Consider the following 12,339-nt stretch of genomic DNA (forward strand, 5'->3'; position numbering starts at 1 on the left):
TACTACGGCACCCACACGCCGTCGCCGATCCTGCGCAACCTCCTGGAAAACCCGGCCTGGTACACCGCCTACACCCCGTACCAGCCGGAAATTTCCCAGGGCCGCCTCGAAGCCCTGCTGAACTTCCAGACCCTGATCAGCGACCTCACCGGCCTGCCGATCGCCAACGCCTCCCTGCTCGACGAAGCCACCGCCGCCGCCGAAGCCATGACCTTCTGCAAGCGCCTGAGCAAGAACAAGGGCAGCCACCAGTTCTTCGCCTCCGTGCATTGCCACCCGCAGACCCTCGACGTGCTGCGCACCCGTGCCGAGCCGCTGGGCATCGACGTAGTCGTTGGCGACGAGCGCGAACTGACGGACGTGACGCCGTTCTTCGGCGCCCTGCTGCAATACCCGGCGAGCAACGGTGACGTGTTCGACTACCGCGAACTGACCGAGCGCCTGCACGCCGCCAACGCCCTGGTGGCCGTGGCCGCCGACCTGCTGGCCCTGACCCTGCTGACCCCGCCGGGCGAATTCGGCGCCGACGTGGCCATCGGCAGCGCGCAACGCTTCGGCGTGCCGCTGGGCTTCGGTGGCCCGCACGCGGCCTACTTCTCCACCAAGGATGCGTTCAAGCGCGACATGCCGGGCCGCCTGGTCGGCGTCTCCGTCGACCGTTTCGGCAAGCCGGCCCTGCGCCTGGCCATGCAGACCCGCGAGCAGCACATCCGCCGCGAGAAGGCCACGTCGAACATCTGCACCGCGCAGGTGCTGCTGGCCAACATCGCCAGCATGTACGCCGTGTACCACGGTCCGAAAGGCCTGACGCAGATTGCCAACCGTGTGCATCACCTGACTGCGATCCTGGCCCAAGGCCTGAAAGCGATCGGTCTGAACGTCGAGCAAGAAAACTTCTTCGACACCCTGACGATTGCCACTGGCGCCAACACCGCCAAGCTGCACGAGCAGGCCCACGCCCAGCAGATCAACCTGCGCGTGGTCGATGGCGAGCGTCTGGGCCTGTCCCTGGATGAAACCAGCACCCAGGTCGACGTCGAGACCCTGTGGGCTCTGCTGTCCAACGGCAAAACCCTGCCGGACTTCGCCGCCCTCGCCGCTTCGGTGGTCAGCGCGATCCCGGCCACCCTGGTGCGCCAGTCGCCGATCCTCAGCCACCCGGTGTTCAACCGCTACCACTCGGAAACCGAGCTGATGCGCTACCTGCGCAAGCTCGCCGACAAGGACCTGGCCCTCGATCGCACCATGATCCCGCTGGGTTCGTGCACCATGAAACTCAACGCCGCCAGCGAAATGATCCCGGTGACCTGGGCCGAATTCGGCGCCCTGCACCCGTTCGCCCCGGCCGAACAAAGCGCCGGCTACCAGCAACTGACCGATGAATTGGAAGCGATGCTCTGCGCCGCCACCGGCTACGACTCGATCTCGCTGCAACCGAACGCCGGTTCCCAGGGTGAGTACGCCGGCCTGCTGGCCATCCGCGCCTACCACCAGAGCCGTGGCGAAGACCGTCGCGACATCTGCCTGATCCCGTCCTCGGCCCACGGCACCAACCCGGCCACTGCGCAGATGGCTGGCATGCGTGTCGTGGTCACCGCCTGCGACGCCCGCGGCAACGTCGACATCGAAGACCTGCGCGCCAAGGCCATCGAGCACCGCGAACACCTCGCTGCGCTGATGATCACCTACCCGTCGACCCACGGCGTGTTCGAGGAAGGCATCCGCGAAATCTGCGGCATCATCCACGACCACGGCGGCCAGGTGTACATCGACGGCGCCAACATGAACGCCATGGTCGGCCTGTGCGCCCCGGGCAAGTTCGGCGGCGACGTGTCGCACCTGAACCTGCACAAGACCTTCTGCATTCCTCACGGCGGTGGCGGCCCGGGCGTCGGCCCGATCGGCGTCAAGTCGCACCTGACCCCGTTCCTGCCAGGCCATGCGCAAATGGCCCGCAAGGAAGGCGCGGTCTGCGCTGCACCGTTCGGCAGCGCGAGCATTCTGCCGATCACCTGGATGTACATCCGCATGATGGGCGGCGCGGGTCTGAAGCGTGCTTCGCAGCTGGCAATCCTCAACGCCAACTACATTTCCCGTCGCCTGGAAGAGCACTACCCAGTGCTCTACACCGGCAGCAACGGCCTGGTCGCGCATGAATGCATCCTCGACCTGCGCCCATTGAAAGACAGCAGCGGCATCAGCGTCGATGACGTGGCCAAGCGCCTGATCGATTTTGGCTTCCACGCCCCGACCATGTCCTTCCCGGTGGCCGGCACCCTGATGATCGAGCCGACCGAAAGCGAATCCAAGGAAGAACTGGACCGCTTCTGCGACGCCATGATCCGCATCCGCGAAGAAATCCGCGCAGTGGAAAACGGCACGCTGGACAAGGACGACAACCCGCTGAAGAACGCCCCGCACACCGCGGCGGAAATCGTCGGCGAGTGGTCGCATCCGTACAGCCGCGAGCAAGCGGTTTACCCGGTAGCGTCGTTGATCGAAGGCAAATACTGGCCGCCGGTCGGTCGTGTGGACAACGTCTTCGGTGATCGCAACCTGGTCTGCGCCTGCCCATCGATCGAAAGCTACGCTTAAACGAATGGGGGGCGGGTTTACCCGCCCCCACTTCCACGAACACCGCTCCCCCCCTGTAGGAGCTGGCTTGCCAGCGAAGACGGAATATCAGCCGACACAACTGTTGCCTGACACACCGCCTTCGCTGCGATGCGGCGACCCGACAAGCCAGCTCCTACAGGATCTCCACAAGATTTGCGCCAATTCCTATAACAAGAAACCGGAGAACAACCATGTCGTTAAGCGTGTTCGACCTGTTCAAGATTGGCATCGGCCCCTCCAGCTCCCACACCGTCGGCCCGATGCGCGCAGCTGCGCGTTTCGCCGAAGGTCTGCGCCGTGAAGGGCTGCTGCAAGCCACCGCCTGCGTCAAGGTCGAGCTGTACGGTTCGCTCGGCGCCACCGGCAAGGGCCACGGCAGCGACAAGGCTGTGCTGCTCGGCCTGGAAGGCGAACACCCGGACACCGTGGATACCGAAACCGTCGCCGCCCGCCTGCAAGCGATTCGCGGCAATGGTCGCTTGAACCTGCTCAGCGAACACAGCATTGCGTTCAACGAGAAAGAACACCTGGCGATGATCCGCAAGCCCTTGGCCTATCACCCCAACGGCATGATCTTTCGCGCGTTCGATGTCGCCGGCCTGCAAATCCGCAGCCGCGAGTACTATTCGGTCGGCGGTGGTTTTGTCGTCGATGAAGACGCCGCTGGCGCCGACCGCATCGTCGAAGACGCCACCCCCCTGACCTTCCCGTTCAAAAGCGCCAAGGACCTGCTCAGCCACTGCACCACCTACGGCCTGTCCATCAGCCAGGTGATGCTGACCAACGAAAGTGCCTGGCGCCCGGAAGCGGAAACCCGCGCCGGCCTGCTGAAAATCTGGCAAGTGATGCAGGACTGCGTCGCCGCCGGTTGCCGCAACGAAGGCATCCTGCCCGGCGGTCTCAAGGTCAAGCGCCGGGCGGCCGCGCTGCATCGGCAACTCTGTAAAAACCCCGAATCGTCACTGCGCGATCCCCTGTCGGTACTGGACTGGGTCAACCTGTACGCCCTGGCGGTCAACGAAGAAAACGCCAACGGCGGGCGCGTGGTGACAGCCCCGACCAACGGCGCGGCCGGGATCATCCCGGCGGTGCTGCATTACTACATGCGCTTCATCCCCGGCGCGACCGATGACGGGGTGGTGCGCTTCCTGCTGACCGCTGCGGCCATCGGCATCCTGTACAAGGAAAACGCCTCGATCTCCGGCGCCGAAGTCGGCTGCCAGGGCGAAGTCGGCGTGGCCTGCTCCATGGCGGCGGGCGCCCTGTGCGAAGTGCTGGGCGGCACCGTGCAGCAAGTGGAAAACGCTGCGGAAATCGGTATGGAACACAACCTCGGGCTGACCTGTGACCCGATCGGCGGGCTGGTGCAAGTTCCTTGCATCGAGCGCAACGCCATGGGTTCGGTCAAGGCCATCAATGCCGTGCGCATGGCCCTGCGCGGCGACGGGCAGCACTTCGTGTCCCTCGACAAGGTCATCCGCACCATGCGCCAGACCGGCGCCGACATGAAAAGCAAATACAAGGAAACCGCCCGTGGCGGTTTGGCGGTCAACATTATCGAGTGCTGATGCGCGCTCATCTGCACACTTCTCCAGGAGTTGAATATGTCCACCGAACAACTGTTGAAAACACCGTTGCACGCCCTGCACATCGAACTGGGCGCGCGCATGGTGCCGTTTGCCGGCTATGACATGCCGGTGCAATACCCGCTGGGTGTGATGAAAGAACACCAGCACACCCGCGAGCAGGCCGGCCTGTTCGATGTCTCGCACATGGGCCAGATCCGCCTGACCGGCGCCAATGCCGCCAAGGCCCTGGAAACCCTGGTGCCCGTGGACATCATCGACCTGCCAGTGGGCATGCAGCGCTACGCGATGTTCACCAACGAGAGCGGCGGCATCCTCGACGACCTGATGGTCGCCAACCTGGGCAACGACGAACTGTTCCTGGTGGTCAATGCCGCGTGCAAGGACCAGGACCTGGCCCACCTGCGCAAGCACATCGGCGACCAGTGCACTATCGAGCCGCTGTTCGAAGAACGCGCCCTGCTCGCCCTGCAAGGTCCGGCCGCCGTGACCGTGCTGGCACGTCTGGCGCCAGAAGTGGCAAAGATGACCTTCATGCAGTTCGCCCGCGTGAACCTGCTGGGCGTGGACTGCTTTGTCAGCCGCTCGGGTTACACCGGTGAAGACGGTTTTGAAATCTCGGTTCCTGCCGCCAGCGCCGAAGCCCTGGCCCGAGCCCTGTTGGCCGAACCTGAAGTGGCGGCCATCGGCCTCGGCGCGCGCGACTCGCTGCGCCTGGAAGCCGGCCTGTGCCTGTACGGCCACGACATGAATACCGAGACCACCCCGATCGAAGCCAGCCTGTTGTGGGCCATCTCCAAGCCACGTCGTGCCGACGGTGCGCGCGCCGGAGGCTTCCCTGGCGCTGAAAATGTATTCGCCCAGCAACAAGGCGGTGTTACCCGCAAGCGCGTTGGCCTGCTACCGCAGGAACGCACACCGGTGCGCGAAGGCGCGGAAATCGTCAACGAAACCGGCGAGATCATCGGCAGCGTGTGCAGCGGCGGCTTCGGACCGTCCCTGGGCGGCCCGTTGGCCATGGGTTACGTCGACAACGCCTACATCGCCCTAGACACGCCGGTGTGGGCAATCGTCCGTGGGAAAAAGGTGGCTTTGCTTGTAAGCAAAATGCCATTTGTTCCACAACGCTACTATCGCGGCTGATTGACTGTTCCTATAAGTAACGCGGTTGCGCTTACACTGCACTAATGTGTAACGCAACCGCCATAAAATAGTGCATCGTTTGGATCTAAGCTTCGATTATGAACTTTGCTTATAACGATCGAAAACATTTGAACGCCGCCAGTGCATAAGCCCGGGCTAGTTGTCAGGGGTGGCAGGAACCTGAGCAAATCCGGGGCTTCCAGAGGGCTTGTTTTTTCTCCCGTAGTTGGCGTAGAGTTTGTTCACTGTGTTTGCATGGGTCGCTTGGAATCGTGACCTGGGCAGTAGCCTACAAGTTAGCTACATCCCGTTCGACGTCTTCTTACTCTCCTGCAACCAGCCCCAGTACTCTTTCATGAGAAAGAGACTGTCATTAATTTTTTGCGTCAAAGGAAATAAGAAATGTCCCAACGTCAGAGCGGTACCGTCAAGTGGTTTAACGACGAGAAAGGTTTTGGTTTTATCACTCCTGAAAGCGGTCCGGATCTGTTCGTGCATTTCCGCGCCATCCAGGGCAACGGCTTCAAGAGCCTGAAAGAAGGCCAGAAAGTGACTTTCGTCGCCGTGCAGGGCCAGAAAGGCATGCAGGCTGACGAAGTACAAGCAGAAGCCTAATCTTCTGTAACGAAAAAGCCCCTGATGGTGACATCAGGGGCTTTTTTGTGCGCGTAAATCCGTAAAATGGCTTCTTTTTGTGCCCAGAGGCTGCCATGTCGAAACACCTGCTCAAACCCCAGGGCAACTTCCCCGCCGTCGGCCTGGGTCGTCGCCTGGCAGCGATGTTCTATGACTTCCTGCTGTGCACCGCCCTGCTGATCGTCACCAGCGGTGTCTACAAGATGATCCAGATGGCGATCATCGGCGAAGAGAAAATGCGCACCCTCACCGAAGCGGGCGCGCTTGATGGCGATCCTCTGCTGTCGACGGTGCTGTTGTTCGTGCTGTTCGGCTTCTTCGCCAAGTTCTGGACTTACTCAGGCCAGACCCTGGGCATGCAGGTGTGGGGCGTGCGCGTACAGAATGCCGATGGCTCGTCCATCAGCCTGTGGCAGGCGCTGTTGCGCTTTGTGGTGTCGATCGCATCGTTGCTGTGCGTGGGCCTGGGGTTCTTCTGGTCGCTGTTCGACAAGCAGAAACGCAGCTGGCATGACATGTATTCCAATACCCAGCTGGTGCGGATCCCGAAGAAGACCAAATAATTTCCGGTAAGCACAAACCAATGTGGGAGCGGGCTTGCTCGCGAAGAGGGCGTATCAGGCAACATCAATGTCGACTGATACGCCCTCTTCGCGAGCAAGCCCGCTCCCACAGTTTTATGCGACCTGCCTGATAGATCTCAGGCGTTCCCGGCCAGCTTCATCCGCGCCGCCTGGGTGAAGTCGAGCATCCGCTTCAACGGCCGAATCGCCTGCGGAATCAACGCCGGATCGACAAAGATCTCGTTCGTCCCCTCCTTCAAGCTCTTGAGCGTGCGCTCAAGGGTGTTCATCGCCATCCAGGGGCAATGCGCGCAACTGCGGCATGCCGCGCCGTTACCGGCCGTTGGCGCCTCGATAAAGACCTTGTCCGGGCACAACTGCTGCATCTTGTAGAAGATACCGCGGTCGGTGGCGACAATCAGGGTCTTGTTCGGCAGGCTCTGTGCCGCTGCAATCAACTGACTGGTGGAGCCCACGGCATCGGCCAACTCGATCACCGAGGTCGGCGACTCCGGGTGCACCAGGATCGCCGCATCTGGATACAGCGCCTTCATGTCTTCGAGCTGCTTGGACTTGAACTCTTCGTGAACGATGCAGGCACCGTCCCACAGCAGCATGTCGGCACCGGTCTGACGCTGAATGTAGGTGCCCAGGTGCTTGTCCGGCCCCCAGATGATGGTTTCGCCGTTATCCATCAGGCTTTCGACGATTTCCAGCGCACAGCTCGACGTCACCACCCAGTCCGCGCGGGCTTTGACCGCCGCCGAGGTATTGGCGTAAACCACCACCGTACGCTCCGGATGCTGGTCGCAGAACGCGGAAAACTCATCGACCGGGCACCCGAGGTCAAGCGAGCAGGTCGCTTCCAGGGTCGGCATCAGGATGCGTTTTTCGGGGTTGAGGATCTTGGCCGTCTCGCCCATGAATTTCACCCCTGCGACCACCACGGTCTTGGCCGGGTGGGCGTTGCCGAAGCGAGCCATCTCAAGCGAGTCGGAGACACAGCCACCGGTTTCTTCGGCCAGGGCCTGAATAACCGGATCGCAATAGAAGTGAGCCACCAGCACCGCGTCCTGAGCCTTGAGCTCGGCGGCGATGGCAGCACGGTAATAGGCCTCCTCTTCGGCGGTCAGCGGCTTGGGCTGCTTGGCGTCGAGGTGGGCCTGGACCAGAAGGCGTTCGGAAATCTGCGTCATGTTCGCAAGACCTGCAGGCGCTTAAGCGCGAAAGTCGAGTATACACCCCAGCTCTGGACCCTTGAGGGTACCGCCGGGAGAGTGAGTAATCATCAGAGCTTTGAAGAGGCGCAAGGCTACAGAATATCCGCGGGATGCAAAAGATGATTCTGACCTGAGCCACGCAGTGCTGGCCGGGATCGGCGAACGCACAAATCGCAGGCAAAAAAAAACCCGGAAATCCTCACTTGCGTGGGCCTTCCGGATTTTCTAAACCGCCAAAAATGGTGGGTCGTGTGGGATTCGAACCTACGACCAATTGGTTAAAAGCCAACTGCTCTACCAACTGAGCTAACGACCCGCTGTGTGGTGGCGCGTATAATACTGATTTTTAAGGACTATTCAACACCTATTTTGAAAAAAATCAAAAATAACGTGTTGGGTCGCTGATTCCGGCCGCCGCGAAGCCTTCCGCTCGCTGGCGGCAGCTGCTGCACTTGCCGCAGGCACGGCCGTCATCGTCGGCCTGATAGCAGGAAACGGTCAGGCCATAATTCACCCCAAGCCTGGTACCCGCCTGAACGATCTGTGCCTTGCTGAGATGTTGCAGCGGCGCCTGAATGCGAAAACCCAGCCCTTCTACACCGGCCTTGGTCGCCAGATTGGCCATGCGCTCGAAAGCCTCGATGAACTCGGGACGGCAGTCCGGATAACCGGAGTAATCCACCGCGTTGACACCGCTGAAGATGTCCCGTGCACCAAGCACTTCCGCCCAGCCCAGCGCCAGGGACAAGAACACCGTGTTACGCGCAGGCACGTAAGTCACCGGAATACCTTCAGCCGCGACTTCCGGGACGTCAATGCTGGTATCGGTCAGTGCCGAGCCGCCCATGCCGTTCAGGTTCAGCCCGATCACCTTGTGTTCGACAACACCCAGGTCTTTGGCCACACGTTCAGCGGCGTGTAACTCAGCGTGAGACCGTTGGCCGTAGTCGAAGCTCATGGTGTAGCAGCTGTAGCCTTCGGCACGCGCCATGGCCACGACGGTTGCCGAGTCCAGGCCACCGGACAAGAGGATCACCGCGCGTTTTTCAGCAGTATTGAGTGGTTCAGTCATTTCAGCGCCCCGGCTCGTCATTCCAAAGATATTTATGCAGCTGCAGTTGCAAACGCACTGGCAGGTTGTCCGCCACCACCCAGTCGGCCAGGTCTCGCGCATTGAGATCATGGTGGCTTGGCGAGAACAGGACTTCACCGGCGCGCTTGTCCAGACCGTACTGGATCAGCTTGGACACGGACCAGTCATAGTCTTCCCGCGAGCAGATGACAAACTTCACCTGATCGTTGGGCGTCAGCAGCTCGATGTTTTCGTAGCGGTTGCGATGCGCTTCCTTCGACCCCGGGGTCTTCAGGTCGACGACGCGACTGACCCGGGAATCTACCGCCGAGATATCGATCGAGCCACTGGTTTCCAGTGACACTTCGTAACCGGCATCGCACAGGCGCTTGAGCAATGGAATGGCATTGGGCTGGGCCAGGGGCTCACCGCCCGTGACACAGACGTAGCGCGGGCGAAAGCCGGCGACCTGCTCGAGGATATCGTCGAGGGTGCGGATGGTTCCGCCGGTGAAGGCGTAGGCGCTGTCGCAGTATTGGCAACGCAGAGGGCAACCGGTCAGGCGCACAAAAACAGTGGGCAGGCCAGCAGTCCGCGTTTCACCCTGCAACGAGTAGAAAACTTCGGTAATTCTCAATGTGTCTTGCATAGTCGCCACGGGCGTAACAGCTAAACAGGCTGTCCGCCTCCGTCAGGCACTTCAAGAAGCCCCGGCAATGCGCAGGCCCCAAAAAGCGTGTTTCATAAAAAGGGCGTGAATTCTAACGAAAAAACCCGCGACAAGCGCGGGTTTCTTCGAAAGGGGTCAAGCAGCCCTTACATTTTTTGCAGATCACGCTGGGCCAGCTGAGCGGCAGACGTGCCCGGATACTGGGACACAACCTGTTGCAGAATGCCTTTTACCTTGTCGGGATGACCCAGGCGGCGCTCTACGTCAGCGAGCTTGTACAGCGAGTCAGGCACTTTGGCGTGCTTGGGGTACAGCTGCGAAACCTTGGCAAAGGCCTGACCTGCACCTTGCAGATCGCCTTTGGCCAGGTTCACTTCGCCCAACCAGTACTGGGCATTGCCTGAGTACTGGCTGTTCGGGTACTTGCGCAGGAATGCGGCAAAAGCCTGGCTGGCCTTGTCGAAATCCTTGGCCTTGATCAGGTCGAAGGCAGCATCGTAATAGAGCTTTTCCTTCGCCGGATCCGCCGGCTCGCTACCCGCGGCGGGTGCTTGAGCGGCTGCCGCTCCTGCACCCGCAGCTGCGCCAGCCGCTGCTGCACCGGGGGCGTTCAAGTCGCCACCGGCAGGAGAATTCTCAGGAGTCGCGGCAGGTGCAACGCCGCTTCCTATGCGCCGATCAAGATCCTGGTATCGCTCCAGGCTTTCCTGCTTCATGCGCGCTACATCATTTTGCAGTTCTTCGATCACACCCTGTTGGCGCGAGATCTGATCCTGCATTTGTTGCAGTTGGTTGAACAACTGACCCTGTGCCGAGACAGGGGTCGAAACCCCTCCCCCGGCATAGGCGCCGTTCGTACCGTAACCTGCAGGCGGATTACTGCTCCCGCTATTGTTATAGCCGGAGTCGTTGTCGACCACAGGAACCGCAGCCCACGCCGCAAGCGGCGCGAGACTGAGAGCCAGGACAGTTACAGCACGACGGCACGTTCGCATGACGAATTACTTACGCAGTTCGACGCGACGGTTTTGAGCCCAGGACTGCTCGTCGTTGCCGGTAGCAACTGGACGCTCTTCGCCGTAGGAAACCAGTTCCAGCTGAGCTGGGGAAACACCTTGCAGTACCAGGTAGCGCTGAACGGCTTTCGCACGACGCTCGCCCAGTGCCATGTTGTACTCACGAGTACCACGTTCGTCGGTGTTGCCTTCCAGAACAACGCGAGCGCCGTTTGCTTTCAGGTCCTTGGCGTGAACGTCCAGAGCGCGCATGGCTTCTGGCTTCAGGTCCGAACTGTCGTATTCGAAGTAGAAAGTGGTGATAGCGCGCAGTGCAGCTTCTTCGCTCAGGGAGCCGTCAACTGCACCAGTGTTTGCGCCGTAACCAGCGTTTGGATCTACCGCGCCTTCACCGGCATTGTCGCCGCCTTTGGACGAGCAACCTACAGCTACAGCCATGGCCAGTGCCAGCGCAGCAAATTTACCAAACTTCAGCATTTCCATCGTGAAACTCCTAATGAACCCCAGTGTGTTAAGTACAACGTAAAGCGCCGCGTCAGTTCAGGTAAGGGGACCAGGAAGGTTCTCTGACTTCGCCTTGAGCGGTAGGAAGCGGGAGCCTTACGCGTCCATTGATAGACACGAGCATCAAGACTCCCCGGCCCTGCTGGCGGGTGGCGTAGATTACCATGGTGCCGTTGGGCGCGACAGTAGGCGACTCGTCCAGAGTGCTATCAGTGAGGATTTTTACACTACCGCGCTGCAAATCCTGGGCCGCCACCTTGAAATTGGTGAAGCCATCCTGACGGTGAATCATGACAAGCGTCTTTTCATCGGCCGACAGTTTAGGGTTGGCGTTGTAGTTACCGACGAAAGTCACGCGCTCGGCACCGCCCCCACCCACACTGGTCTTGTAGATCTGCGGCTTGCCGCCACGATCGGACGTGAAGTAGATGGTCGAGCCATCCTTGCCCCAGAACGGTTCGGTGTTGATGCCAGGACCGTTGGTGACGCGGGTGATCTGACGCGAGCCCAGGTTCATCACATAGATGTCCGGGTTGCCGTCCTTGGACAGTACGAACGCCAGGCGATTGCCATCCGGCGACCAGGCTGGCGCGCCGTTCAGGCCTTCGAAGTTGGTGATCTGCTCACGGCGACCGGTGTCGATGTTCTGCATGAAAATGCGCGGACGCTTCTGCTCGAACGAGACGTAGGCGATACGCTTGCCATCGGGCGCGAAACGCGGCGACAGGATTGGCTCACGCGATTGCAGCAGGGTCACGGCACGGGCACCGTCATAGTCCGAACGCTGCAGCGTGTAACGGGTGTTCTTTTCGGAGAAGCGCTCGGCCGTCACGTACAGCAGGCGAGTCGAGAACGCACCCTTGATGCCGGTGAGTTTTTCGAACGACTGGTCGGCGATGTAGTGCGACATGTCGCGCAACTGATCGACGCTGCCCGACACGCTGCCGGTCAGCACTTGCTGCTCGGTGGCGACGTTGAACAGGGCGTATTGCACCTGCAGGCGACCGCCCGCCGGGGCAATGCTGCCGACCATCACGTACTGGGCCCCCAGCGCCTTGAAGTCACGGAAGATGATTTCGCTGGCCTGGCTAGGCTGGCTGATCATGTTCTGCTTTGGAATCGGCGAGTAGTAACCCGAGTTGCGCAGGTCGTTACCGATGATTTCCGCCATGTCGTCCGGCAGCACGCTGCCGCCCTGGTTGCCGAACGGCACGACCGCGATCGGGGTGGCCCGATCGCTGCCGCTGGTGACCAGAATGTTTTTCTCATCTGCCATCGCCATTCCTGCCATGCAGCAGATAGCGACAAGCATT

General features: G+C 60.8%; 11 protein-coding genes and 1 tRNA gene. 5 read left to right on the top strand and 7 right to left on the bottom strand.

The window, feature by feature from the left end:
* From gcvP to SOP85_RS10960, 5 genes are all read left to right on the top strand, one after another.
* On the top strand, positions 1 to 2,595 hold a 2,595-nt coding region (gene gcvP, locus SOP85_RS10940; RefSeq protein WP_323626952.1), incomplete at its 5' end, for an aminomethyl-transferring glycine dehydrogenase.
* 212 nt (positions 2,596 to 2,807) lie between these two features.
* The gene (locus SOP85_RS10945; protein WP_323626953.1) at positions 2,808 to 4,184 is read left to right on the top strand and encodes an L-serine ammonia-lyase; all 1,377 of its coding nucleotides are present in this window, start codon (positions 2,808 to 2,810) and stop codon (positions 4,182 to 4,184) included.
* 36 nt (positions 4,185 to 4,220) lie between these two features.
* Positions 4,221 to 5,345, top strand: a complete 1,125-nt coding sequence (gene gcvT, locus SOP85_RS10950) for a glycine cleavage system aminomethyltransferase GcvT (protein ID WP_323626954.1) — start codon at positions 4,221 to 4,223, stop codon at positions 5,343 to 5,345.
* Positions 5,346 to 5,747: 402 nt separating this feature from the next.
* Positions 5,748 to 5,960 (top strand): cold-shock protein, encoded by a 213-nt coding sequence (locus SOP85_RS10955; protein WP_003175786.1) that lies wholly within the window; start codon positions 5,748 to 5,750, stop codon positions 5,958 to 5,960.
* Between the two features lie 95 nt (positions 5,961 to 6,055).
* Entirely contained in the window at positions 6,056 to 6,544 is a 489-nt protein-coding gene (locus tag SOP85_RS10960) for an RDD family protein (RefSeq protein WP_323607804.1), read from the top strand.
* Positions 6,545 to 6,681: 137 nt separating this feature from the next.
* Here SOP85_RS10960 and nadA read toward each other — a convergent pair whose 3' ends face one another.
* The 7 genes from nadA to tolB form a co-directional block, all read right to left on the bottom strand.
* Positions 6,682 to 7,740: a quinolinate synthase NadA gene (nadA, locus tag SOP85_RS10965; protein ID WP_192410366.1), complete on the bottom strand. Its 1,059-nt coding sequence runs from the start codon at positions 7,738 to 7,740 to the stop codon at positions 6,682 to 6,684.
* Positions 7,741 to 8,004: 264 nt separating this feature from the next.
* Positions 8,005 to 8,080, bottom strand: a tRNA-Lys gene (locus SOP85_RS10970).
* 63 nt (positions 8,081 to 8,143) lie between these two features.
* Positions 8,144 to 8,836 carry a 7-cyano-7-deazaguanine synthase QueC gene (gene queC / locus SOP85_RS10975; protein WP_323626955.1) on the bottom strand — a complete coding sequence of 231 codons (693 nt, stop codon included), beginning with the start codon at positions 8,834 to 8,836 and terminating at the stop codon, positions 8,144 to 8,146.
* 1 nt (position 8,837) lies between these two features.
* Positions 8,838 to 9,485 (bottom strand): 7-carboxy-7-deazaguanine synthase QueE, encoded by a 648-nt coding sequence (queE, locus tag SOP85_RS10980; RefSeq protein ID WP_056726033.1) that lies wholly within the window; start codon positions 9,483 to 9,485, stop codon positions 8,838 to 8,840.
* A 167-nt stretch (positions 9,486 to 9,652) separates the two neighbouring features.
* On the bottom strand, positions 9,653 to 10,501 hold the full coding sequence (gene ybgF / locus SOP85_RS10985) for a tol-pal system protein YbgF (RefSeq protein WP_274074368.1): 849 nt from the start codon (positions 10,499 to 10,501) through the stop codon (positions 9,653 to 9,655).
* A gap of 6 nt (positions 10,502 to 10,507) precedes the next feature.
* Entirely contained in the window at positions 10,508 to 11,005 is a 498-nt protein-coding gene (gene pal / locus SOP85_RS10990) for a peptidoglycan-associated lipoprotein Pal (protein WP_003178634.1), read from the bottom strand.
* Positions 11,006 to 11,057: 52 nt separating this feature from the next.
* Complete coding sequence (gene tolB / locus SOP85_RS10995) at positions 11,058 to 12,338, bottom strand: Tol-Pal system beta propeller repeat protein TolB (protein ID WP_406592123.1); 1,281 nt, start codon at positions 12,336 to 12,338, stop codon at positions 11,058 to 11,060.
* Position 12,339 lies beyond the last annotated feature (1 nt).

Origin of the sequence: Pseudomonas sp. YuFO20, from assembly GCF_035064975.1 — a bacterium.
Classification (GTDB): Bacteria; Pseudomonadota; Gammaproteobacteria; order Pseudomonadales; family Pseudomonadaceae; genus Aquipseudomonas; species Aquipseudomonas putida_AE.

Bases quoted from the DNA above. Each gene is read 5' to 3' on its own strand.
- SOP85_RS10945 (WP_323626953.1), top strand. From the start codon at position 2,808: ATGTCGTTAAGCGTGTTCGACCTGTTCAAGATTGGCATCGGCCCCTCC.
- gcvT (WP_323626954.1), top strand. From the start codon at position 4,221: ATGTCCACCGAACAACTGTTGAAAACACCGTTGCACGCCCTGCACATC.
- SOP85_RS10955 (WP_003175786.1), top strand. From the start codon at position 5,748: ATGTCCCAACGTCAGAGCGGTACCGTCAAGTGGTTTAACGACGAGAAA.
- SOP85_RS10960 (WP_323607804.1), top strand. From the start codon at position 6,056: ATGTCGAAACACCTGCTCAAACCCCAGGGCAACTTCCCCGCCGTCGGC.
- nadA (WP_192410366.1), bottom strand. From the start codon at position 7,740: ATGACGCAGATTTCCGAACGCCTTCTGGTCCAGGCCCACCTCGACGCC.
- queC (WP_323626955.1), bottom strand. From the start codon at position 8,836: ATGACTGAACCACTCAATACTGCTGAAAAACGCGCGGTGATCCTCTTG.
- queE (WP_056726033.1), bottom strand. From the start codon at position 9,485: ATGCAAGACACATTGAGAATTACCGAAGTTTTCTACTCGTTGCAGGGT.
- ybgF (WP_274074368.1), bottom strand. From the start codon at position 10,501: ATGCGAACGTGCCGTCGTGCTGTAACTGTCCTGGCTCTCAGTCTCGCG.
- pal (WP_003178634.1), bottom strand. From the start codon at position 11,005: ATGGAAATGCTGAAGTTTGGTAAATTTGCTGCGCTGGCACTGGCCATG.
- tolB (WP_406592123.1), bottom strand. From the start codon at position 12,338: ATGCTTGTCGCTATCTGCTGCATGGCAGGAATGGCGATGGCAGATGAG.